Origin of the sequence: Bartonella sp. AC535YNZD (assembly GCF_042196625.1) — a bacterium.
In the GTDB taxonomy this organism is placed as follows: domain Bacteria; phylum Pseudomonadota; class Alphaproteobacteria; order Rhizobiales; family Rhizobiaceae; genus Bartonella.
Window position 1 is genome coordinate 24698 of record NZ_JBHIQP010000002.1, and the last position, 25802, is coordinate 50499.

Here is a 25802-nt window from a genome sequence, read left to right on the forward strand (position 1 = left end):
AATTATCTCTGTAAGGAAAATTTTTCATCACGCGCTTTTTGCAAAATGGCAAAATCATCTCCAGCATGATGAGATGAACGCGTTAGAGGATTGGAGGCCATATGTAAAAATCCTTTTACTTTACCAATCTTGGCAAAAGACTCAAATTCTTCAGGAGGCACAAAACGAACAACTGGATGATGTTTTCGTGTAGGCTGCAAATATTGTCCAATTGTCATAAAGTCAACATCAGCAGCGCGCAAATCATCCATCAATTGCAAAACTTCATTTCGCTCCTCCCCAAGGCCAACCATAATTCCCGATTTTGTAAAAATTGTTGGATCAAGTTCTTTAACACGTTGTAATAAACGAATTGAATGAAAATAACGTGCCCCTGGACGGACTTTCAAATATTTAGAAGGAACTGTTTCTAAGTTATGATTAAAAACATCAGGCTTAGCAGCAACAACAACTTCTAAAGCGCCATCCTTATGACGAAAATCAGGTGTAAGAACTTCAATTGTTGTTTTAGGAGTTTTTTGACGAATCGCATAAATAACTTTTGCAAAATGCTCAGCACCACCATCAGCAAGATCATCACGATCAACAGATGTAATGACAACATGTTTTAATTCCATCCGTGCAACAGCATCAGCAACACGTTCTGGCTCATTATGATCAACGGCAAGTGGAATACCTGTTGCAACGTTACAAAAAGCACAAGCACGCGTACATATTTCACCTAAAATCATAAAGCTAGCATGCCTCTGGCTCCAACATTCGCCAATATTAGGACAACCAGCTTCTTCACATACAGTCACTAACTTATGCGTACGTACAATACCATGTGTTTCCTTATAAATTGGTGATGTTGGCGCTTTTACACGAATCCAATCCGGCTTTTTTTGAACGCTTGTATCCGGACGATGCGCCTTTTCAGGATGGCGCAAACGTCTATTCGTAACTCTATCAACAACCGTAACCATTTAAGCCTTTGCCTTATAAATACGAAGGAGCAATGAAAAATTTAAGATCTTTCATACAATCTAATCATCAAGCGTTTAAAACTTGATCATATGCATCCAATACACTTTCTTTCATCATTTCCGATAAAGTCGGATGTGGAAAAACAGTATGCATTAATTCTTCCTCTGTTGTTTCAAGATTCATGGCAATGACAAACCCCTGTATTAGTTCTGTTACCTCAGCTCCTACCATATGGGCCCCAAGAAGCTGTCCTGTTTTTTTATCAAAAATTGTTTTTACTAACCCTTGATCTTCACCCAGAGCAATCGCTTTGCCATTCGCGGAAAAAGAATAACGACCAATACGTATATCATACCCTGCTTCTTTTGCTGTCGCTTCTGAAAGCCCTACAGAAGCAACTTGCGGTGTGCAATAGGTGCATCCTGGAATTTTTTTCTTATCAAGCGGATGAACATTCTTTAAACCAGCAAGATGTTCAATACATATTACGCCTTCTTCTTCTGCTTTATGGGCTAACATAGGAGGACCTGCCACATCACCGATAGCATAAATACCCGAAACTCCTGTCCAACTCCATTCATCAGTTACAATACACCCACGATCGGTTTTTATTCCCAAAGCTTCTAATCCAAGATTCTCAATATTACCCTGCACCCCAACAGCAGAAATCAACCGATCAACAGTCATTGTCTCTTTTTTACCTTGAATATCAATATGTACAGTTACAGAATCGGAAGATTTTTCAACCCTTGTTACTTTTGCTTGACGAAGAACACGTAAACCTTTTTTCTCTAATTGTTTACAAGCAAATGTTGAAATTTCAATATCTTCAGCAGGCATGATGTGGGGCATTATTTCAACAACAGTGACTGTCGCTCCCATATCATGATAAAAAGAGGCAAATTCAATGCCTATAGCCCCAGACCCTATGACCAAAAGCGATTTTGGCATTTCTGGCGGTATCATAGCTTCAAAATAAGTCCAAATGAGATTTCCATCTGGCTCAATACCAGGAAGGACACGAGGACGTGCACCCGTTGCAATAATGATATGCTTTGCTTGGTAAGTTCCCTCTCCCAAGGTCCCTTTAGGGACTGGATTTTGTGGTTGCATAACCGGTTTGGAGGATGAAGAAACCATAATTTCCGCAAGCTGGCTTCCCTTTGCTTCTTTAGTAAGCTTTGCTTCACCCCAGATAATATCAATTTTATTTTTTTTCATTAAAAAAGCAACACCAGCATTTAAACGTGCTGAAACACCGCGTGAACGTGCCACAACATTTTTGATGTTTGCCTCAATTGAACCATTAATTTTTAGTCCATAATCTTTTGCATGTTCAGCAAAATGTTTCATTTCCGCTGAACGTAAAAGAGCCTTTGTTGGAATACATCCCCAATTTAAACAAATCCCTCCCAAATGTTCACGTTCAACAATCGCAGTCTTAAAGCCACATTGCGCTGCACGAATTGCGGTTACATATCCGCCTGGACCTGATCCAATCACAATTACATCATAAAGATTTGCCACAGTAATTCCTCCATGGATATATATAAAATGGATATGCATTTTTTGAACTTAAAAATGAAAATGAACATAAAAGAATTATCTTATGTCTTTATACTCTAAGCTTTCTATAAATGCTTTACCCAAACTAGAAACAGCAATACCTCTGCTCTTCAAACTCTTTAAATTTGTTTTTATTCTCTTAAATACACTCTCTCACAATTTACGTGAAGAACTGTTAAACAGTTCAAACCAACATTGCTAATGGATTTTCAATCATCTTCTTAAAAGTCCGCGCGAGCTCTGCTGCTAAAGCACCATCGACAGCACGATGATCCGCAGAAATTGTAACTGACATAACTGTCGCAATGGCTAAAGCACCATTTTTAACAACAGCACGTTGCTCCCCTGCACCAATCGCAAAAATTGTCGCATGCGGTGGATTAAGAATAGCAGAAAAACTTTTCACACCATACATCCCCATATTGGATACAGCTGTTGTTCCACCCTGATATTCTTCCATTTTTAACTTGCCCTCACGCGCACGCTTTGCAAAATCCTTCATCTCTTTGGAAATAAGCGATAACGGCTTTTCCTCTGCATGGCGAATAATCGGCGTAATTAATCCATTGGAAATAGAAACAGCAACCCCAACATCACAATGTTTATGATGAAGCATTCCACCTTCAAGCCAAGAGACATTCGCATCAGGAACCGCTTTCAAAGAAAGTGCAACAGCTTTGATCACCATATCATTAACAGAAATCTTATAAGTAGGCTTAGCTTCTTCCTGCATCTTAACCATTGGTGCAGCAACATTCAATTGTGTACGCAGCGCTAATAGCGCATCAAGTTCACAATCTACCGTTACATAAAAATGTGGGACTTTCTGTTTTGATTCCACCAAACGTGTCGCGATTGTTTTACGCATATTATTATGGGGTGTGAAGACATATTCATCCTCTTTGAAGAGTTTCAATATCTGTTTCTCAGAAGCACCTGCGGCTACTGACTCTCCTGTCTGTGACGAATAAGAAATCTTAGAAATATCACCGCTCATAACTTTTTCTACATCACGCTTAATAATACGCCCATGCGGCCCACTCCCAGAAATAAGGGATAAATCAAGACCTGCCTGAGATGCTAATCGCCGCGCTAAGGGAGAAGCAAAAAGACGAGCTCCCTTTTTATCTTGCTGTATTAATTGCCCAGTTGATGATTCATGAGACATTTTTATTCCCTTTGAGTCCGTCTGTTTCAGAGAATCTGTCTGTTTGATACCCTCTAGTTTTTGTCTTGTAGAAGAAGAGATTTCTTCTGTAACTTTTGCAGCTTCAGCTAAATCTTCACCTTCTTCTGCTAAAACAACAATTAAAGCATTTACTTTAACGCCTTGTGTTCCAGCAGGAACAACAATTTTAGCAACCCTACCTTCATCAACAGCTTCGACTTCCATCGTCGCTTTATCCGTCTCAATCTCAGCAATAACATCACCAGAGGAAACCTTATCTCCCTCCTTAATATTCCATTTTGTTAAATTTCCCTCTTCCATCGTAGGGGAAAGCGCTGGCATTGTAATTTTAATGGGCATTATGCTTTCCTCCGTTATGCTCTGTATGTCACAGCCTTAACGGCCTCAATAATTTCAGCAGTATTAGGCAAAGCCAACTTCTCAAGATTAGCGGCATAAGGCATCGGAACATCTTTGCCAGAAATCGTAGCAATTGGCGCATCAAGATAGTCAAAAGCCTGCTGCATAACACGCGTTGCTATTTCAGTTCCCACGGATGACTGAGGAAATCCCTCTTCAATTGTTACCAAACGACCTGTTTTTTTAACTGAAGAAAGAATTGTTGGAAGATCCATCGGGCGAATGGTTCGTAAATCAATCAATTCAACATCAATACCAAGTTTTTCAATTTCTGGTAATGCTTCAACCGCGTAATGCATTCCAATCCCACATGCAACAATTGTCACATCTTGTCCAGACTTATGAATACGCGCCTTACCAATAGGTAAAACAAAATCATCGAGTTGAGGAACATCAAATTGATGCCCGTACAAAATCTCATTTTCAAGGAAAACAACAGGATTATCATCACGAATAGCAGCTTTCAGCAAACCTTTTGCATCTGCAGCGCTATAAGGCATAACAACTTTCAGACCTGGTATATGACTATACCATGCTGCATAACATTGAGAATGTTGAGCACCAACACGGGCAGCCGCACCATTGGGACCTCGGAAAACCATAGGAGCGGTCATTTGTCCACCAGACATATAACGTGTCTTGGCTGCTGAGTTAATAATTTGGTCCATCGCCTGCATCGCAAAATTAAAGGTCATAAACTCGACAATAGGACGTAACCCACCAAAAGCAGCCCCGACAGCTAGCCCAGCAAAGCCGTGCTCTGTAATTGGGGTATCAATAACTCGGCGTTCTCCGAATTCTTCCAACAAACCTTGACTAACCTTATAGGCACCTTGATATTGCGCAACTTCTTCCCCCATAAGAAAAACTGTTTCATCACGCCGCATTTCTTCAGCCAAAGCCTGATTAAGCGCTTCACGAACTGTCATTGTAACCATTTGTGTTCCCGCTGGAATATCAAAATTAAGAGATGTATCAAAAGTAGGAGCAGCCTGCGGAACTGACAAAGGCAGAGAAAGAGAAGATTCCTTAGGTTTTTGTGCTGTATCAGTAGGTTGCGAAATATCCTCAGCACGCTCACCTTCTTCTAACAAAATTGCGATAACAGTGTTAACCTTTACGCCTTCTGAACCTTCAGGCACAAAAATTTTACCAAGAGTACCTTCATCAACGGACTCTACTTCCATTGTAGCCTTATCCGTTTCAATTTCAGCAATAACATCGCCAGAGCTAACCTTATCACCTTCTTTCTTGAGCCATTTAGACAGTTTACCTTCTTCCATAGTTGGTGAAAGCGCCGGCATCAAAATATCAATAGACATACTTGCTTCCCTCGCATCAAACTAAAATATCAGTATAGAGCTCAGAAGCATCTGGCTCTTGATCACTTTGTGCAAAATCTACCGCATCAGCAACAATTGCACGGACCTCTTTCTCAATAGATTTTAAATCGTCCTCGCTCGCCCAATTTTTTTTAAGAATCCGACTTTTTACTTGATCAATCGGATCGTGTTCCTCTTTTATTTTTTGGACTTCTTCCTTTGAACGATATTTCGCTGGATCAGACATGGAATGACCACGATAGCGATAGGTTTGCATATCAAGAATGATCGGCCCTTTACCTGAGCGTGCCCAAGAAATTGCTTCATCAGCAGCTCCTTTTACTGATCGAACATCCATACCGTCAACAACAATACCTGGAATTTCAAAAGAAAGACCACGACGGGAAAAATCAGTTTCTGCAGATGCACGTGAAACGGACGTTCCCATAGCATACTGATTATTTTCAATAATATAAACAACAGGCAGCTTCCAAAGTGAAGCCATATTAAAACTCTCGTAAACCTGCCCCTGATTTGCAGCACCATCACCAAAATAAACCAATGTCACATTATCTTTATCAAGATATTGATTCGAAAATGCCAAGCCTGAACCAATGGGAACCTGTGCCCCAACAATACCATGTCCCCCATAAAAGTTTTTTTCTTTAGAGAACATATGCATCGAGCCACCTTTCCCTTTGGAAAAGCCCCCTTGGCGCCCCGTTAATTCTGCCATAACACCACGCGGACTCATCCCAACCGCTAACATATGTCCATGATCACGGTAAGACGTAATAACCTGATCACCTTCTTTTGCCGCTTTCAATGTTCCAACAACAACGGCTTCCTGTCCAATATAAAGATGACAAAACCCCCCAATAAGCCCCATACCGTAAAGTTGTCCTGCTTTTTCTTCAAAACGGCGAATTAAAAGCATTTCACGATAGGCAACAATTTCTTCCTCTTTTGTAAAAGAGGCTATTGGTGCTTTCTTTGTAGTGCTTGATAATACAGTGTGCGCTACCGACGCAGAATTTTTTTTAAGTCGTTCTGCCATATTAAACTCCCTTTTATGATTATCTAGGAATAACCTTTACGAACAAAAGTTACAAGCCTTATCAATCGGCTTAAACAATATCATTGCTGATTGTTGTCTAAATTAAGCGATTTTTCATTTACCTTTAGTATCAATTTCAAGGTATTAAGATTGTCAGTTCATTTGGCTTAGAGAAGTTCAAATTCTTTCGGACATACTCATCCAACATATCTTTTTCTATATGCCCGTTGCGTAAAAGAGAAATACGCTTTTCCATGAATATCCGCTCAGCTTCTATTTTATGAAGCTCCTTTTCTAATTCACTAATATGCTGATTAACTTCACTGCGTGAATACAATCCATACTCACCATGATAAATGTGATAACTGAAATAGCTTAAGACTCCCACCGTCATAAGAGGTAGTACAAAGCGTACTTTGATTGATCGACGTTTCTGCTTTGTCCACATAAAATAGCACAGTCTTTACAGCACAAATTCCTCAATACTCAGCCCAACTATGCACGATTTTGATTAACACCTCATTACTCAATCTACACATGCAAACAATTTGTTACCACCAAAGTCCCCCCCCTTAATACAATTAAAGTAAGCTGAATAACCCACTTTTTATATTATAAATATTGGATATCCTCTAAGTTGTGATTTTACACCCATCTTTGTCCTTAAAACTTCCTGTTAAAATGACTATAAAATCAATCAATACCCAAGGTGTAATTATCAAAAAAATTCCTATAAGCCCTACCGGCATAAATATTACACTTATTATACTTATTACACTTATTATATTTATAAGAAGTATTGCAATGCCAGTTCCAACTTTACCAACCATAAAACGATGAATTCCTAGTCCACCTAGAAAAAAACAAACGACCGCTAACGTCACTTTTGATTGCTGTGACTGACCTTCAGTCAAGATAGGGAAAATAGATTTAATGGTATCCCCTTCACACACAAAATCAACTACGTCACCAATTTTCGGCGGCGTTTTTCCTGACCAATCCCAATTCGCAAATTGATAGCGCTTACCATCAGCCCCTGAAATAAAATAATCTCCTTGATCATGACCAATAATTTTACCTTTCATCTTCACCACCTATAAAATTGTTATTCATAAAGAAGCTTTTCTTCTAATATGATAATATATTGGATAAACCTCACAGCATGAATACAATCTGTATTCACCGTGATATATGACAATTTAAAAAGCTTAAAATCCCCCAACAACTTAAAATTCCCGCAATTATAAGTGGTAAGTACGCTGTTCGATTTGCACTTTTGCTTTTTTCATATGAAATAGTACAATCTTTTTCAATAGTTTTATTTAAATATTCATAATTTTCTTTAATATTTCACATTTAAAGACATAGCCTAAAATAATTTACATTATTAAATTAATATATTGACAACATTAAAAGTAAAGAAAGTTTCTAGCTCTTTACATTTTATATTATTCTAAAATTTCTACCAATTTATAATTTTATCCCCATTTTCATCCCTAAAATATCCGGATAAAATAACTATAAAATCAATGAATGTCCACGGTATAGTAACGAGCAATCCTACACCTGTTATCGTTATAAGAAGCATTACAATGCCTGTCCCAACTTTACCAGCCATAAAGCGATGAATTCCCAATAAACCAAAAAACCAACAAACAAGTGCTATCGCCAATCTTGATTTTTCTGACTGCGATTTACTCAAAAGAGGGAGAACAGATTTAACAACATTATCTTCATATACAAAATCAACGGTATCCCCTACCTTTGGTGTTTTTTTTCCTAACCAATCCCAACTCGTAAATTGATAGCGCTTACCGTCAGCTCCTGAAACGAAATAATCTCCTTGATCTTGACCAATAATTTTACCCTTCATCCTTGCCCACCTATAAAGCTACTCCTCATGTGTTATTCATAAAGAGATTATTTCTAATTCGATAATATGCGGATTAACCTCACGGTATAAATAAAACGCATAAAAACCATGATCAACGTGTAATTGGAATAGTCTTGCCCCCCCAAATAACTAATGTTTTCCCTGCTATAAGCAGCAACCTAAAGTACGCTGTAATTGATTTGCGCTTTTGTTTTACCTATATAAAATAGCACAGTTTTTTCAATATTTTTGTTCAACTGGGCATAGCCTTTTAATATTTTACATTAAAGACATGTAATACAATAACGCAGAGCTATTATGAACTTAATATATTGATAAAAATAAAAAGCGGGCTAGATTACCTCCTTTTTATTATAAGATTTTTAAAAATCTGTAATTTGATTCCCATTTTTATCCGTAAATTTTCCTCCAAGAATGACTATAAAATCAACAACTGCCCAAATTCCGGTAATTATCAATCCAAACAATGATAAAGATAGAACCAGCATTAAAGCACCTGTCCTAACTTTACCAACCATAAAGCGATGGACACCAAAGATACCTGCACACCAACAAAGGAGTGCGAACATCATCTTTGTGTTCTCTGTACCTGTTCTCAACAATGGAAAAACAGAACTTACAACGCCCCCTTCATACACAAAATCAACAGTATCACCGATCCTTGGTGGTTTCTTTCCCAACCAATCCCAAGTCGCAAACTGATAACGCTTACCATCATCACCCGAAACGAGATACATTCCTTGATCTTGAGTAATAATTATACCTCTCATCTTAATCCCTATAAATTTAAATACCTATAAAATTACTGCGCATATGTCTTTGATAAAAAATCTCAATTTCATAATCTAAATAATATCATACTCTCACACTTTGTGCTCACAACTATCAACGATATACATCACCAGCATAACGCGCTTGGGTTCCTAGCATTTCTTCAATACGAATAAGTTGATTGTATTTTGCTAATCTATCCGAACGTGCAAGAGAACCTGTTTTAATTTGTCCACAATTCGTTGCAACCGCAAGATCTGCAATAAAAGAATCCTCTGTTTCGCCTGAACGATGAGATATAATGGCACGATAACCTGCTTTATGTGCTACTTCTACAGCATCAAGTGTTTCACTCAATGTACCAATTTGATTAACTTTTATGAGAATAGAATTGCCTACCCCCATTTTGATACCATCACGCAAACGTGCTGAATTCGTTACAAACAAATCATCACCAACAAGCTGACATCTTTCTCCAATTGTATCCGTGAGTAGCTTCCAACCTTCCCAATCATCCTCTGCCATTCCATCTTCAATTGTAATAATAGGATAATTTTTCACAAGCTGCGCTAAATACTCTACCTGCTCTTGGGTGTCACGGCATTTTCCCTCACCTTTATAAAAATACGAGCCATTTTTATAAAATTCGGTTGAAGCACAGTCTAAACCAATGGCAATTTGTTCACCTGGTTTATAACCACATATCATGATAGATTCCATAATAAAATCAATTGCTTGATCAGCGCTTTTAAATTGAGGTGCAAAACCACCTTCATCACCAACATTGGTATTATAACCTGCACCCTTTAAACGCTTTTTCAACGCATGAAAAATTTCAGCACCATAACGAATTGCTTCTCGAACAGTAGGCGCTCCTATAGGAATAATCATAAACTCTTGAAAATCAATCAAGTTATCAGCATGAACGCCACCATTAATAATGTTCATCATAGGTGTTGGAAGAATATGCGCTTGTGTACCCCCAATATAACGATACAAAGGTAAATTTAATGAAGCCGCAGCTGCTTTTGCAACAGCTAATGAAACACCAAGAAGTGCATTGGCACCAAGACGGGCTTTGTTTGGCGTTCCATCCAAAGCAATCATGGCTTGATCAATAGCGATTTGATTTGTTGCATCCCGACCACCAAGTTCTTCAAGAATTTCGCCATTGACTGCAGCAACTGCTTTTTCAACACCTTTTCCTTGATAGCGCAAACCACCATCACGAAGTTCTATAGCCTCGTGTGCTCCCGTTGAAGCTCCCGAAGGAACCATAGCACGACCAAACGCACCATTTTCCAAATGAACATCAACTTCTACCGTTGGATTACCACGGCTATCAAGAACTTCACGTCCAATGATATCGACAATTATAGTCATATGTATTTCCTTATCCGATAAAAGTCGCGATTCATTTCTAACAACCTATTAATGAAATACTTTTTCTTCTCAATTCAGTTTCTTTGACAGATAATCGAATTCCATTAAAGTCTCAAGCAATCTTTGTAAATCATCAACTTTAATCATATTGGGTCCATCAGAAGGCGCATTATCTGGATCTTGATGCGTTTCTAAAAAAATACCTGCGACCCCAACAGAAACAGCCGCACGCGCTAAAATTTCAACAAATTGACGCTGTCCACCAGATGAAGCCCCCTGCCCCCCAGGTTCTTGAACAGAATGCGTTGCATCAAAAATAACAGGAGCACCCAATGAACGTAAAATAGGCAACGAACGCATATCAGAAACAAGTCGGTTATAACCAAATGACGTGCCTCGCTCACAAAGCATAACATTCGGATTACCACTGTAAACAACCTTTTTTAAAACATTCTCCATGTCCCACGGCGCTAAAAACTGACCTTTTTTAATGTTAATAACACATTCTGTTTTAGCGGCTGCTACCAAAAGATCTGTTTGACGACATAAAAAAGCCGGTATTTGTAAAATATCAACTGTAGAAGAAACAATTGTACATTGCTCTTCTGTATGCACATCAGTTAATATGGGACAATCAAACTCTTTTTTTAAATCAGAAAAAATAGCCATTGCTTTTTCAAGACCAATGCCGCGTGCCGCACTCAAAGAGGTTCTGTTGGCTTTATCGTAACTTGATTTATAAACAAACCTGATACCAAGCTGATCGGTAATTGTTTTAATACGACCAGCCATTTCAAAAGCATGATCTCGACTTTCCATCTGACACGGCCCTGCAATTAATGAAAGAGGCATTTCATTTGAAAAAATCATATTTCCAACTTTCACACGGGCATTTGGTTTAGTCATTTTATCCCTCAAAAGCAAAGTAACCAAATTTATGCATTAAACTAATCGACTTTGTTCTACAGCGGCTTCAATAAAAGAAGAAAAAAGCGGATGTGGATCAAAAGGACGAGATTTTAATTCTGGATGATATTGAACACCAATAAACCATGGATGATCTACATATTCTATCGTTTCTGGTAAAATACCATCAGGAGACATCCCAGAAAAAATCAAACCACACTGTTCTAACTTATCCTTATAATCAATATTGACCTCATAACGATGACGATGTCGCTCGACAATCTTGGTCATCCCATAAATTTGAGCAATATGACTCTCTTCCTTTAATTCAGCAGCAAAAGCACCAAGGCGCATTGAACCGCCGAGATCACCATTTCTTGTACGTTTTTCAAGAACGTCTCCTTTAAGCCATTCTGTCATTAAACCTACAATTGGATTGTCTGTTTCGCAAAATTCACTTGATGAAGCATTCTCAATCTGTGCAATATTGCGTGCAGCTTCTATACAAGCTAATTGCATTCCAAAACAAATTCCTAAAAATGGAACTTTACGCTCTCGTGCAAATTGAATTGCTCGAATCTTCCCTTCAGACCCTCGTGCCCCAAAAGCACCTGGAACCAAAATTCCATGGGCTTTTTGTAAAGCTGAAACAGAATCTTCTTTTTCAAAAAGTTCCGAATCAATCCACTCAATATTAACCTTCACTTTATTCGCTAAACCACCATGCGCAATCGCTTCGATAAGGGATTTATAAGCATCCTTTAAGCCCGTATATTTTCCTACAACAGCAATCGTAACTTCTCCTTCAGGATGGTGAATGCGATGCGTAATATCTTCCCAACGATCCATCTTGGGGGAAGGAGCCGAATCGATTCCAAAAGCGCAAAGAACTTCAGAGTCCAAACCCTCCTTATGGTATGCCATAGGAACATCATAAATTGTTGGCATATCTAATGCCTGAATGACTGCATTGGAGCGAACATTGCAAAAAAGTGATAATTTGCATCGTTCTGTTTCTGGAATAGATCGATCTGCACGTACAAGCAAAATATCAGGAGAAATACCAACTGCTTGCAATTCTTTGACAGAATGTTGTGTTGGTTTCGTTTTTAATTCACCTGCCGAAGGAATATAAGGCATTAAGGTGAGATGGACATAAACGACATTTTGTCTCGGTAGCTCATTGCGAAGCTGACGAATCGCTTCTAGAAAAGGCATTGCTTCAATATCACCAACCGTTCCACCTATCTCACACAAAACAAAATCAAATTCTTCATTTCCCATCGTAATGAATCTCTTAATTTCATCTGTAACATGAGGAATAACTTGGACTGTTGCCCCCAAATAATCACCACGCCGCTCTCGTTCAATGATATTGCGATAAATACGCCCTGTTGTAATATTATCTTGGCTATTTGCAGAACGCCCAGTAAAACGCTCATAATGACCAAGATCAAGATCCGTTTCTGCACCATCATCGGTCACAAATACTTCACCATGTTGATAAGGTGACATCGTACCTGGATCAACATTTAAATAAGGATCAAGTTTGCGAAGACGTACGCGATAGCCACGAGCCTGTAATAACGCTGCTAACGCCGCTGCTGCGATGCCTTTTCCAAGGGAAGAAACCACACCACCAGTAATAAAAACATAACGTGCCATGGGCTTATGGTGATAAGCAATTTATAATGATTTTTCCAGCAAAAAATGCAAAAAGAAACAATTTTTCTTCTAAAATAAAAAAGGTGAAAAAATCACCTTTTTAAAAAGTCTATATTTTCTTAAAAAACTATTTTGTACTGTTATCCGGAACTGTATTTTCAAGAACCGGTGGAACTGGGCTTTCTGCTTCAGGATTTGTGGACTGTTTCTGTTCCTGCGGAGAATTCGAAGGACCTCCTAGCTGCTCAAGAATAGAAGGGGAAGACTCACCATCTGATGATGGGACTGATCCTGAGCCTTTATTGGTAGAATTCTGCTCTGAATTAACCGGTATACGCTTTAAAATATCAGAACTAGAATTTGATATATTACTCACCACGGTAAGTCCAATAGACACAACAAAAAAACAACAGGCTAAAATAGCAGTCAAACGTGTTAAAGGGTTTCGAGATCCACGAGTTTTCATCAACCCTGAGCTATTACTCACACCGAGCCCACCACCTTCTGAAGGTTGAATTAATATAATACCAACCAAAGTAATCACAATCAATAAATGAATAACAATAAGTACTGTTTGCATAAACCCTGCTCTTCAAATAACTCTTTCATGGTTATTTACACATAAATAACACACAATCCAAGGGGTAACTCAAATTTCTCCGCTATAATTTACGATAAACATCGCAAATAGTTAAAAAATCAATCGCTTTTAAACTTGCTCCACCTATCAAAGCACCATTAACATGAGCAATGCTTAAAAGCTCAAATGCATTGGATGGTTTTACTGATCCACCATAAAGAAGGCGCATATTATTCCCTTCCTCCCCAAAACGAGAGCACATCTCATCACGAATGAAATGATGCACTTTTGCAATATCTTCTACAGTTGCTGTATTGCCGGTGCCTATCGCCCAAACAGGTTCATAAGCGATAATGATATTCTCTGCTGTTGCATCATCTGGTAAAGATCCCTCAAGCTGCTGTGCGAGAACATCCAGCACTTTATTATTGTTGCGTTCTTCCAATGTTTCACCAATACATACAAGAGCCACAAGCCCTGCTCGCCACGCTGCTTGCACTTTGGCGCAAACAATAGCATCATTTTCCTGATACACTGTACGACGTTCTGAATGCCCGATAATAACATGACTTGCTCCCGCTTCTTTAAGCATAAAAGCTGAAATATCTCCAGTATAAGGGCCATAGTCATCAAAGTGACAATTTTGTCCTCCTAAAAGGAGATTTTCACCATCCAGCGTATCAGAAGCACGCGATAAAAGCGTTGCTGGAACACAAATTAAAGCTTCAAACAAATGACCTAGATCAGAGCTAACGCCTGTAGCAATAGCACGCAACTCTCCAAGCGATTCACTCGTTCCATTCATTTTCCAATTTCCAGCAAGAAAAGGCCGAATATTTGGAGACATATTTTCACCTCAAGAGCTATTATAATATATTATTTATCTGTAAGTACCAAATTATAAAGTGAAAGCAAGTCTTTAAAGCTTGCATCTTTCGTGTCTTTGTTGCAAATTCCGTTACTGCTTTGATAATAACTCATGTTAAAAGTGGAATTAAACAATGCTTGACATCGTAAGAAATGCTGCAAATTCTTGGATTGCCAGAATTTTCCTTGCTATTTTACTCTTATGCTTCATTCTTTTATGGGGGATACCACAGTTACACACCAAAAATGAAAGAGGCCTTATTACTTCTGGAAAATCCACAGTAACTGTCGATGATTATCGTCTCGCTCTTGCCGATCAAAGCGCACGTTTAGCACATGCCGCTCATCTTGGACGAATGTTTACGCCAAATGAAATGCAGCAATACCAAATTCCCGCTTTTGTGTTTAATCAATTACAACAAAATACACTGCTTGATGAACAAGCCCGTAAAATGAAAATAAGTCTTTCAAAAGATACAATAGCGCGTATGATTGGAACTGATAATATGTTCCAAATAAATGGCACTTTTGATAAAAATTTATTTTATAACTATCTTCAGCATTTACGTATCAGTGAAAGTGCTTTTCTTAATTATTACACCAGAAAAGAAAAGCGTAACCAAATTATTTCAGCTTTATTCTCTGATATGAAAGCACCAGATCTCTTCTATAAAGCACTTGCTCTTTATCAAGGAGAAATGCGTATCGCAGATTATCTCATGATTGATCTAAAAGAAAAGGAAATAACAGCTGATCCTGATGACGAAACACTGCAAAAATGGTTTGAAACACATCAAAATGAATTTCGTACTCCAGAATACCGCACTGTCTCTTTATTATCTATGGAACTTAATGATTTCGTAAAACCTAAAGATATCCCAACAGATGAGGCAAAAGCTTATTATACCCAAAATGCTTCACGTTTTGTAACCCCTGAAAAGCGTACATTCGAAGAACTGCGATTCCCCTCACGCGAAGAAGCCGATAATGCAGCAAAAAAAATAGCCGATGGATTGAGTTTTGATGAACTGGTAAAAGCTGAAAAAAAGACTCTTAATGACATACAAAAAGGGCCTCTCGCAGAAAATGAACTTCCTAGCCATCTAGCATCCGAAATTTTTGAACTCCAACAAGGGCAAGTCAGTGCTGTAATCAATGACTTACAGGGACCTGTTATCATTCGCATCATACATATTGAACCCTCAAGCTCTCTTCCTTTTGAAAGTGTAGAAGAAAATATTCGCCAAATACTTGCCAAAAATCGTGCTACGGATGATATTCGTAATAATTATGTAGCTATTGAAAATGCTCGTTTTGAGGGTGCTTCTCTCAAAGAGTTAGCTGACCAATACAAGTTATCTTTGCGCACAATTACCATTGATAAAACGGGGAAAACGCTTGAAGGTGCAATACTCACGGATTTACCTCAAAAAGATATTTTACTGAATGCCATCTATCAATCAAACGAAGGTGTCGATCTTGATCCTCTCTCTTTTCAAAATGGTGGGTATCTCTGGTATAAGGTCGATAAAATTATTCCTGCCCGCGATAAGACACTTGAAGAAGCTAAGCTAGATGTTCTTTCTCAATGGAAAAATGAGGAAATCCAACGTCTTCTTGATGAAAAAGCCCAAAATGCTCTCAAACAGCTCACGGAAGGAAAAAGTCTTGTTGCTCTTGCTCATACCCTTGGTGTTACAAAACAAACAACACCAGCCCTCCGGCGTCAAGATTCATCTGAAGTCCTTGGTGTTGAAGGTGTTAAAGCCTTGTTTTCTGGTCCCAAAGGTCATTATGGTGTCATAAAAGGACCGGTTGCAACAAACCGTATCATTTATCAAATAAAGACTGTAACAATGCCTAAAGATATCACGTCTCATACTCTTTCAACTGAGGTCCGCGCCAATATAGATATGATGATAAGAGAAGATCTTAAGCTAGAAATGCTCCAAGTTGCCAATAAAGAACATCCTTTGGAAATTAATAGCACAAATTATAATCAGATCTTTAACGCTCTCCAATAAAAAGATTGTGCATAATTTAAAGGGCTTATTTGATAAAGTGTCTATCGCTCTTCGTCTATAGTTTAAGAGGTAAGACAGGTTTCTTGTCTGCATATCTTAGTATCAGCGTTTTTATAATGATTCATTTTCTCGCAAAACAGTGCATGTATGGATTTGCGAGAAAATAGTCAATGGAATGTAGAATCGTTTTTGCAATGCATTAAAAAACATTATCCATCCAAAGGTTGTCGCCCATTAAGCTATAAATGTCATCCCTATCGTCATTCATTCATAGCTCATATTGCTACTCTTAATATTCATTCATAGGGAGCGTATTGCTTCTTCCTTAAATGATTTCATTTACACACCCAACTTATAATAGATAAAAAAACTATTTTTAAAATTCATTATAAAAATGGAGAAATCTTGTTCTATTCAAGACTCTCATTCAATATGAGAAAAAACGAATTATCATTATAAATCAATATATTCATAAATCATAACAGTCATCAATTATGATGTTATAATTTCTCAAAAATAAGAGTTTTTTATAGACTTATAGACTGCTAAGATAACTTGTCTCATAAAATAGAAATTTTATTTCATGTTTTTCTTTCTCTGCATCTCACCTATCCAATACACTGAATAAAACATACTACTGATTAAAAAATATACCGTATTTTCAAGATCACAAAATTTCTTATTCTTTTGTGTTCATAACAACCAAAACATCAACATTTTTTATAACAAAAAAATGGTTTGGAATCACAATAGCTCCTTTATCTTCATATGAGAAAATCAGTCTACATGTCACGCATTCCAACATAGTAATATTCTTTTACAATATCTTTGGAAAATTGCCGCTTATTGCTGCCCTTGTTATCAACCAATAGCGATACATCAATGGCAAAGTTGCGCTCTCTTGAAAAATTGCTGCCCCCAGCTGTATAGCTTTTTGAAGAGAAGCCGGTACAATGACCAATGGAAGAAAAGCTGGCTTAAGAACTCTCGGTAAAGTACAAGAATACTCGTAAAATCGGTTATAATGATCGCGCGATAATGCTACTATAGCTTCAACAATACAATTCTTTTGTTGATCACTGAGACGATGAGATTCCAAATCTTCCCTATTCACTCCTACAGCTTTTAATATATCAGTGGGTAAATAATATTGATATCGTGATTGCATGAATGATAAAAGACGCAATACACCGCTTAATCCTTGAGAAATCCCTCCGTGTTCATAGATATCTGTAAACTCTTGTGCAGTTTCAGGATCTAATATCTGACAAGAAAGCTGTAAAATTATGCCTGCTGTCTCACTACAATAATGCTCTAGATCATGAAGTGTTTCTATTGGATTGTGATAAAGATCTAAAATTTGCGCATCACAATAACGTAAAAAAGCTGTCTTAGGTAAATTAAAAAGAGTCATTGCTTTTAATAAATCATTCAAAATCGGATTGTTTCCACTCGTTTGCATTTCACCATGAGCAATAGCGTCATACCACCAACGTAACCGTATTTCTCCTATAAGTGGATCATGTACACTTTCGCGGATACGAGAAACTTCAGCATTAAATACATAAAGAGCAGCCAATGCTTGGCGCTTTTTTTTAGGCGCAAATAAAACCGATATATAGCGATCACGATCTATGGTACGTAAAATATCAAGACAATAAGGAAGAGAGCCTATCATTCTATGAACCTATTAACGTCCCTTTTTTAGCAATTAAATTAATACCCTCTTTTTATTCATATTAAAAAATGAAAGATAGGCAAATACAGTTCAGAAAATAAGATTTTTAAATGCGTCTCTTAACTGTATTATGAATTAAAATTTCTTTTCTAGTCCCTTTTCGTTTTAGAAAGAAAAAATTAAATAAATAATTTTTCTGATAAAACTTATCTTATCGGACTTCAAGTTTTCATTTGCAGTAAAAAAGCTAAAAACCAATCGTAACATGCATAGTAAAACTTGAACAACAAACAACGCAAAACACTTTTTCAGTGGATAGATGACAATGTTATTTTATAAAAAATGCACTGATCACAAAAACTTCATCAAATCATTGACCTCCTCCCCACTCTAAAAGACAAAGGTTCTTACCAACACCAATTTGTAAAAAATCCAATTGCTCTCGGTGCGTTTCTGTTACTATAAATGCATTGATTTATAATGACAATTTTGTGTTTTGTATGTTAAATTAGAATCCCAAATATCGTAGATATGCTTTCATTTCAAACCAATTTCATGTTACATCAATAAAAACTATTCCCTTGCACGTCACAAGCGGAACTGGCTTGTAGGCAAAAACTGTATAAGAAAGAATTAAAATGCCTCTTATGAACTGTCTCAAGTGCCAAGAGCTGATCACTCATGTGATTCATTAGGAACTACGAGCAAACTTTGTCCTGAATACTTGCTGCTGTATTTAAAAACACTTAATGTGTTAAGTTATGTACATTCTATACCCTTATATCACCGCCTTAAACGACAGTATTTTACAGCGCAGGAAATAATTACACAAGTCTTTCATGCTAGACCAGAGCCTTTTTTTTATTAAACAATACTCTATTCTACCGCAAATAATAACGCCGCAACAGCGCGATCTTCAGCCAATAAAACATTAAATGTACGGACCGCCGCTCCCGTACTCATTGTATCTGATGAAATACGTTTTTCCCATAAAAGCACCCGTAACTCTTCAGGTAATCGTAATAATTCAATTCCAGTACCTATTAATAAAACTTCGATTTCAGAAGCTTCTTCTAAAATACGAGATATATCCCCTTGAGTGGGAACAGGCCCTGCCATCTCAATGCCATAAATGCCTGATGGTACACAAATAATAGAACCTCTATGAGACATATCAGCAAAACGAAACCCACCATTTCCATAAGCATCAATAGGTGCGCGACTTGGAAAATGTGCTTCACGAATTTGAATTGCATCGAACATGAATATGCACCTTTTATTTTTGAATAATCCAATTGTCTTTGCTACTTCTCACCATAAAAATTAAAGTAAGGATGATATAAACATTGATATGTTAAACATAGCCTAGTATTGAAGTGAAAATTTTTATATAATACCCTAATCTTATCATACAACAAATATATGAAAATTTGGGAATAAACCGCAGTAAAATGCTATACTTGCTTAAATAAATCTATTTTTTAAAAAGTTTCCTCAGCTTATTTACTCACAAATCTCTTTTTATAAAAACAATGATCTTGTTAAAAAAACAGAAAAAAATTGCGTAATATTCTATAAATAAAACAACTATTTTAATAATCTAAAGAAAACAAAAACTCCATTTTCTGTAGCCACTATAAAAGCCCATTTTTCAATGAAATTGTCTTGATCTTGCCAAGCTTTTTATAAAAATGCTTAAAAAATGTAATAAACTGCCATTACACCTTAAGATGCATTTTCCTTTGATATAGCTTTTTTCTCTTTAGAGATACTCATATCTTCTTTCGTTGCCGTTTTAGATTTAGACTTTTGTGGTCTTTTTGCTTTAGCATTAAGTTTTGATTTTTTTTCTGCAATCGGCTCACCTTTAATGCGCACATCAGCTAATGTTGAGCGAATAACACGAATATTCATACTCTCACCAATTTCAACCTCTAATTCATCACTCTCGTCGTGAACCTTCGTAACCTTGCCGATAATACCACCACCCGTTATAACTGTATCACCACGACGTACTGCATTAAGCATTTCTTGGCGTTTTTTCATTTGGGCACGCTGTGGACGAACGATAAAAAAATACATAATTGCAAAAATTAAAATGAATGGGACAGCGCTAGCAAATGAAATTCCACCGGAAACATCGCCTGCAATTTGAGCATAAGCGTTCGTAATAAACATTTTTATCTCCTATAGTTAAACCTCAGTTATTTCCCACTCTATTAAAATGAAATTCCGATACAGAAAAAATTCCTAAAGAATTTATCATAAAAAGCAATAACTACATAATCTAATCACAGCTTTACAAAAATACAATAAATCCTTAAGAGGCAGAATACCAAAATACAATGAGAAAAATCTTAAAAAATAGATTCACTTTCCCCTATTGTATATCCTACAATACAAATCTTTTCACTAACTCAATAAATTATACGAGATAATTTTTCTAATGAACAAACTTAATTTATATAGATAATTTATCGTTTTTGATATCAAATGACAGATCTAAATACAATAAAACGCTCTCATTTCAAACTTTCTGAATTAATCAAAACGATTTTCTTGCACGTCACACATATGAAATGAGCCTGTAGATAAAAACTTTTTAAGAAAGGCGTGAAATATTTTTTTCATGCTTCTCTCAAATGCAAGAGAAATTGGAACACTCAAAGCTGACAAATAGTATGATACTATTGTCTTACACTTTCATAAATACAAAGATGGTAATACCTAACGACCCCAACGAACTACTTTCCTGAAACCAATGATTTTTTGCTGCAATGTTATTGATTTAAGAAAATCAATTATTTTTCATGAATTTTCTATAAACTGTAAGACTATTCAAATGTAAAAGTCATCAATAAATTAGTTTTCTAAATATTTAAGGGGATCAACAGGTAATGAATTCTTACGCATCTCAAAATAGACACGTGGCGTTTTAACATTTCCTGAAACACCAGATTTAGCAATCTCATCACCGCGCCTTATCCTTTGTCCTTTGTTAACAACAAGCTTACTATTACATCCATAAATAGTGATAATATCATTTTCATGTCGAATCATCACAACATTACCAAGCTCTTTTAGTCCATCTCCCGCATAAATAACCACACCATTTTCTGCCGCCTTTACCGAAGACCCTTCAGGCACTGCAATATCTATTCCTCGATTCATTACTGTTCCCTTTTTTTGACCGAACTGGCTTAATAAACGCCCTCGTACTGGCCAACGCATCTTAGAAATTCCTGTGGCTTGCGGAGTCATCATATTATCTGTATTCGTAACAGTACTTGACAAACCAGTCTCATGTTTCAATTGCATCATCTGTCTAGAAATTTTTTTCTCAGAACTTGATTTGTTCATCTTTGCAGAGAGTGGCGTTGTTACAGGAGCTTTATATATAGGAGAGGACTTCTTGTTTTTTATAGAGGACATCACTTGAGATTGGGATGCAGATTCTGTTGTTGACACTGCCCAATCGTTATTATTGTGTGCATTTGAAGCTGCTAATGTACGCCTGCTTGGAACAACAAGGACCTGACCGATATAAATGGAATTGCCGTTTATACCATTTGCTAATTTTAATGCCTCAACACTAACCCCTACTTGTCGTGCAATACTGAGCAGTGTATCTCCACTCTGAACAATATAAGAATTCCGCCGAAAAATAGGAGATTTATCCATTTCTGAACGAGAAAGTGTTCCAAGATTACGTGGAGGGGCGCCCATAACGCGACCATCAGAAGAAGTTATCCTACCTTGATGTGGAAAATTATAGGGGGAATTATCATCTCCCCACGAATCATCGCTTGATTCCACAGGTGGCAATTCAGTGCTTTGTATCATACCACTACCGTATGATAGCATTCGCGGATCTGTATACATAGTACTTGATATATTTGATTGAGATGATACCGTACGATGAGAGAACGTATCGGAAAAACGCTGTGTACCAGAACTACAACCAGCAACAATAGTTACCACCGCTAACAAAGTTATTCTCTGAAAATTATGCTGGAAAATATTATCCAAAGCTTTTAGACACATCGTTTTGCTCACTCATCAATAATCAACTCACTCCATTAAAGCTTTTTTAAATTACCGAAGAGTTAAAATGAGATGTTTTATTCATAAATATCTTTATATAAGATCAAAATGAATTTAACGTAGGCAATTTGCAGAAATTTCTTAGCTTTTAAAAATTAAAGTATCTCTGCAATGCCTTTAATAAAAGGTTGGTAACGCACTTGGAACAGTTCTAAACACTCAAATCGACTACCGATTTTTGTATAGCGCGTCACCGTTTGTACCCCTTCGTCAGGTCCTATCGCCTGAATGAGAATTCCATTTTCAGCTAAAAGTTCTAAAAATTCCTTGGGTTCATCAAAACGTGATGGCCAAATAAGAATGCGATCAAATGATCCTAAGCCTGTCACACTATGACTTCCATCAATTTGCCGTATAACAATATTTTCAATTCCTAAAGTTTGAAATTTTTGTCGTGCTAAATCAACAAGCGTTTTATAACGATCAATCGTTGTCACACGGTCACTCAGACATGCTATAAGAGCAGTACAAAAACCAGATCCTGTACCAATTTCTAAGACACGATGCCTTTTTTTCAACGATAATGCCGAAAGAATTAAGAGTTGTTCTTCCAAACGTTCCATATATTCACCACACTCAAGGGGAATAACTTTATTATCATAAGCACTATTGAACCAAGGAGCAGCAACAAACTGTTGACGCGGAATTTTCTCTAATGCAGAAAAAAATCGCACGTCATCAATGCCTTTGCTACGCATTTTCAGTACAAGAGCGGCTAACTCCTCACGAAATTGTAAAATACCCTTTTGCCCCATAGTATCATTCAATCTCCAATGAAGGTGCACTTTTATCATACTGACAAACTGCTTCTTTTAAAATGGCAAAAACTTGCGCCTGTGTATCATCACCTCTTGGCAATAAACGCATATTGTCTCTCCTTTCGTAAAATTAAGCAGTAATACAGCGCATGCCTCCCATATAAGGTTGTAAAACATCTGGAATAATAATTGATCCATCAGCCTGTTGATAATTTTCAAGTACGGCAATAAGACAACGTCCAACAGCCGTACCAGAACCATTAAGGCTATGAACAAAATGCAATTTTTTATCGCCGTCTTTACGATAGCGCGCATTCATACGACGACCTTGAAAATCTCCACAAACTGAACAACTAGAAATTTCACGATAACATTCTTGACCAGGAAGCCAAACCTCGATGTCATAGGTTTTACGCGCTGCAAACCCCATATCACCCGTAGAAAGAACCACTGTGCGAAAAGGCAAATCAAGCCGTTTTAATATATCTTCTGCACATTCAGTCATACGTTCCAATTCAATTAAAGACTGCTCTTCACTGGTAATCGAGACCATTTCAACTTTCCAAAATTGATGCTGACGCAACATACCGCGCGTATCACGACCGGCTGCTCCAGCCTCTGAACGAAAACAAGGAGATAAAGAAGAAAATCGCAGTGGTAAATCTGATATTTCAAGAATTTCATCGTTAACCAAATTAGTTAATGGTACTTCTGCAGTAGAAATAAGCCATCGACCATCTGTTGTCTGAAAAAGATCCTCTGCAAACTTCGGCAATTGTGCTGCTCCGTAAACAATCTCATCACGAACAAGAAGAGGTACTGAGACTTCTGTATAACCATGCTCATTCACATGCACATCAAGCATAAATTGTCCTAATGCTCGTTCTAGCCGTGCTAACGCCCCTGAAAGCACTGTAAAACGTGTTCCAGACAAACGACTAGCTCGCTCAAAGTTCATTTGTTTGAGATCTTGACCAAGATCAAAATGTTCCTTTGGTGTAAAATTAAATGTTGGAGGTGTACCAAAATGTCGAATGACGACATTATCACTTTCATCTTTACCTTCTGGAACATCATCTAATGGAATATTTGGAAGTGCTGAAAGAAGTTTCTCAAGACTCTCCGTCAGTTGCTTTTCTTCCACTGTTGCAGAGGAAAGAAAAGCTTTAATCTCTTCAACTTCAGCTCTAAGACGTTCAGCCATTTGCTGATCAGATACAGCCAAAGCCTGTCCTATTTCCTTTGAAACAGCATTGCGACGTTCCTGCGCCAATTGCACCTTAGCAATATGCGACCGACGTGCAAGATCAAGTTGTATTAACCTTTTAGCTTGTGGCTCAAGACCTCTACTTACGAGTGCTTTATCTAATTTCTCAGGATTGTCACGAATCCACTTAATATCAAGCATAAAAATTCCTCATTTATATTGTTTTTATTCATTCCTTATCGCATAAGATTATACACTTTTCTTAAGCGGATTTTCTTCTCTTTTCTATACTGTAAGCAATTAAAATTGAAATCTCGTAAAGTGCTATCGTTGGTAAAGCCACTGCAAACATCGTAAAAAAATCCGACGGCGTTATGATTGCCGCAATGATAAAAGAGAGCAAAATAGCCCATTTTCGTTTAGACGCCAAATCATGAGATGTTAAAAATCCAATTTTTGTTAAAAGACTGATGACAAGAGGTAATTGAAAAATCAAACCAAAAATTAGGATAAATGATGTCATAAAGCCCAAATAATCAGAAATACGCACTATAAACTCTATTTTTAAATGAACATCTGGAAGAAATTGTTGAGAAAGGCTAAACCATAGTATTATTGGCGCGAATAGACCATAAACAAACGCTCCTCCAATACAAAATAAAATAGGCCCCCCAATGAGAAATGGTAAAAAAGCCATCCGCTCATTTTTATAAAGCCCTGGTGCAATAAAACTATAAAACTGAAAAGCCGTATAGGGAAAAGATAAAATAATTCCCCCAAAAGCAGAAAGCTTCATCTTCGTTAAAAAAGTTTCCCATACTTGCGTTGATTGTAAACGAATTCCCTCAGGATTACCCCCTGCTATTTTCATTGCCCACTGATATGGCCATAGTAAAAAATTTAAGATATAATCTTTAACAAGAAAACACATCATAAAAGCGATCATAAATGCAACCAAGGCAGCAATAATTCGCTGACGAAGTTCAATTAAATGTTCTAAAAGTGGTGCCATATGGGCATCAACTTCATCTTTCTTAACATTCATGACATATCTTCTTTATCTTTAGAAGCGATAGATACTGTCGTATCTTTATTGGTTACGTTTTGATCGCATTCCAAAATTTCTTTATCTTTTTTTGATTTATAGTGTGTTTCCTTAACATCCCAATTATCGTGGATATCCTCTAATATATTTTGAGTGGGATCAAAAGTTTCTGCCAACTTCTTACTTGAATCGCTAATATCCGAACATACTTTTTGCAAATCATCGCGCTCGATTTGTTTTATTAAATTATCAAACTGATGACGAAGTTCATTTGCTGTTGAATACACATACGCTCTTATCTTTGCTACTGTCTTTAATATTTTAGGTAAGTCTTTTGGTCCAACGACAATGATGAGAACAAGTAAGATTACGATAAACTCTGGTCCGTCAATCCCAAACATCTCTTAATTCGACTTTCTCA

Annotated in this window: 23 protein-coding genes; 1 reads left to right on the forward strand and 22 read right to left on the reverse strand. The window is 37.1% G+C overall.

All coding sequences use genetic code 11. The features are described from left to right. Positions 1–2: 2 nt before the first annotated feature. The 14 genes from lipA to tpiA form a co-directional block, all read right to left on the reverse strand. Positions 3–965: a lipoyl synthase gene (gene lipA / locus ACFIM8_RS01380; protein ID WP_375606247.1), complete on the reverse strand. Its 963-nt coding sequence runs from the start codon at positions 963–965 to the stop codon at positions 3–5. A gap of 67 nt (positions 966–1032) precedes the next feature. Continuing rightward, on the reverse strand, positions 1033–2493 hold the full coding sequence (gene lpdA, locus ACFIM8_RS01385; protein ID WP_375614378.1) for a dihydrolipoyl dehydrogenase: 1461 nt from the start codon (positions 2491–2493) through the stop codon (positions 1033–1035). A 223-nt stretch (positions 2494–2716) separates the two neighbouring features. Beyond that, the gene (locus ACFIM8_RS01390) at positions 2717–4060 is read right to left on the reverse strand and encodes a pyruvate dehydrogenase complex dihydrolipoamide acetyltransferase (protein ID WP_375614379.1); all 1344 of its coding nucleotides are present in this window, start codon (positions 4058–4060) and stop codon (positions 2717–2719) included. A 14-nt stretch (positions 4061–4074) separates the two neighbouring features. Beyond that, complete coding sequence (locus tag ACFIM8_RS01395; protein ID WP_375606250.1) at positions 4075–5442, reverse strand: pyruvate dehydrogenase complex E1 component subunit beta; 1368 nt, start codon at positions 5440–5442, stop codon at positions 4075–4077. A gap of 16 nt (positions 5443–5458) precedes the next feature. Continuing rightward, positions 5459–6499 (reverse strand): pyruvate dehydrogenase (acetyl-transferring) E1 component subunit alpha, encoded by a 1041-nt coding sequence (gene pdhA, locus ACFIM8_RS01400; protein WP_375606251.1) that lies wholly within the window; start codon positions 6497–6499, stop codon positions 5459–5461. A 136-nt stretch (positions 6500–6635) separates the two neighbouring features. Next, positions 6636–6947 (reverse strand): septum formation initiator family protein, encoded by a 312-nt coding sequence (locus ACFIM8_RS01405; protein WP_012754998.1) that lies wholly within the window; start codon positions 6945–6947, stop codon positions 6636–6638. A gap of 184 nt (positions 6948–7131) precedes the next feature. Beyond that, positions 7132–7584 (reverse strand): TM2 domain-containing protein, encoded by a 453-nt coding sequence (locus tag ACFIM8_RS01410; RefSeq protein WP_375606252.1) that lies wholly within the window; start codon positions 7582–7584, stop codon positions 7132–7134. Between the two features lie 377 nt (positions 7585–7961). After that, positions 7962–8372 (reverse strand): TM2 domain-containing protein, encoded by a 411-nt coding sequence (locus ACFIM8_RS01415; protein WP_375606253.1) that lies wholly within the window; start codon positions 8370–8372, stop codon positions 7962–7964. Positions 8373–8755: 383 nt separating this feature from the next. After that, positions 8756–9163, reverse strand: a complete 408-nt coding sequence (locus tag ACFIM8_RS01420) for a TM2 domain-containing protein (protein WP_375606254.1) — start codon at positions 9161–9163, stop codon at positions 8756–8758. A gap of 115 nt (positions 9164–9278) precedes the next feature. Next, positions 9279–10547 (reverse strand): phosphopyruvate hydratase, encoded by a 1269-nt coding sequence (gene eno, locus ACFIM8_RS01425; protein ID WP_375606255.1) that lies wholly within the window; start codon positions 10545–10547, stop codon positions 9279–9281. 69 nt (positions 10548–10616) lie between these two features. Then, the gene (kdsA, locus tag ACFIM8_RS01430; RefSeq protein ID WP_375606256.1) at positions 10617–11453 is read right to left on the reverse strand and encodes a 3-deoxy-8-phosphooctulonate synthase; all 837 of its coding nucleotides are present in this window, start codon (positions 11451–11453) and stop codon (positions 10617–10619) included. A gap of 36 nt (positions 11454–11489) precedes the next feature. Further along, positions 11490–13118: a CTP synthase gene (locus ACFIM8_RS01435; protein WP_375606257.1), complete on the reverse strand. Its 1629-nt coding sequence runs from the start codon at positions 13116–13118 to the stop codon at positions 11490–11492. Between the two features lie 127 nt (positions 13119–13245). After that, complete coding sequence (gene secG, locus ACFIM8_RS01440) at positions 13246–13698, reverse strand: preprotein translocase subunit SecG (protein ID WP_375606258.1); 453 nt, start codon at positions 13696–13698, stop codon at positions 13246–13248. Positions 13699–13780: 82 nt separating this feature from the next. Continuing rightward, positions 13781–14545 carry a triose-phosphate isomerase gene (tpiA, locus tag ACFIM8_RS01445; protein WP_375606259.1) on the reverse strand — a complete coding sequence of 255 codons (765 nt, stop codon included), beginning with the start codon at positions 14543–14545 and terminating at the stop codon, positions 13781–13783. Between the two features lie 154 nt (positions 14546–14699). Between tpiA and ACFIM8_RS01450 the strand changes: the two genes are divergently transcribed. Next, positions 14700–16589, forward strand: coding sequence for a peptidyl-prolyl cis-trans isomerase (locus ACFIM8_RS01450; RefSeq protein ID WP_375606260.1), 1890 nt, complete (start codon positions 14700–14702; stop codon positions 16587–16589). 817 nt (positions 16590–17406) lie between these two features. On the opposite strand, the gene ACFIM8_RS01455 is transcribed toward ACFIM8_RS01450, so the two are convergent. The 8 genes from ACFIM8_RS01455 to ACFIM8_RS01490 all read right to left on the reverse strand — a co-directional run bounded on the left by ACFIM8_RS01455 (position 17407) and on the right by ACFIM8_RS01490 (position 25782). After that, complete coding sequence (locus ACFIM8_RS01455; RefSeq protein ID WP_375614380.1) at positions 17407–18267, reverse strand: phytoene/squalene synthase family protein; 861 nt, start codon at positions 18265–18267, stop codon at positions 17407–17409. 876 nt (positions 18268–19143) lie between these two features. After that, positions 19144–19530, reverse strand: coding sequence for an Mth938-like domain-containing protein (locus ACFIM8_RS01460; protein ID WP_375606262.1), 387 nt, complete (start codon positions 19528–19530; stop codon positions 19144–19146). 462 nt (positions 19531–19992) lie between these two features. Further along, the gene (gene yajC / locus ACFIM8_RS01465; protein ID WP_375606263.1) at positions 19993–20445 is read right to left on the reverse strand and encodes a preprotein translocase subunit YajC; all 453 of its coding nucleotides are present in this window, start codon (positions 20443–20445) and stop codon (positions 19993–19995) included. 684 nt (positions 20446–21129) lie between these two features. Next, entirely contained in the window at positions 21130–22311 is a 1182-nt protein-coding gene (locus tag ACFIM8_RS01470) for a peptidoglycan DD-metalloendopeptidase family protein (protein WP_375606264.1), read from the reverse strand. Positions 22312–22466: 155 nt separating this feature from the next. Next, complete coding sequence (locus tag ACFIM8_RS01475) at positions 22467–23126, reverse strand: protein-L-isoaspartate(D-aspartate) O-methyltransferase (RefSeq protein WP_375606265.1); 660 nt, start codon at positions 23124–23126, stop codon at positions 22467–22469. Between the two features lie 133 nt (positions 23127–23259). Continuing rightward, entirely contained in the window at positions 23260–24537 is a 1278-nt protein-coding gene (gene serS, locus ACFIM8_RS01480; protein WP_375610178.1) for a serine--tRNA ligase, read from the reverse strand. A 61-nt stretch (positions 24538–24598) separates the two neighbouring features. Then, the gene (tatC, locus tag ACFIM8_RS01485) at positions 24599–25381 is read right to left on the reverse strand and encodes a twin-arginine translocase subunit TatC (protein ID WP_375606267.1); all 783 of its coding nucleotides are present in this window, start codon (positions 25379–25381) and stop codon (positions 24599–24601) included. Then, positions 25378–25782, reverse strand: coding sequence for a twin-arginine translocase subunit TatB (locus tag ACFIM8_RS01490; protein ID WP_375610177.1), 405 nt, complete (start codon positions 25780–25782; stop codon positions 25378–25380). The genes tatC and ACFIM8_RS01490 overlap by 4 nt, the downstream gene beginning before the upstream one ends. Positions 25783–25802: the final 20 nt, after the last annotated feature.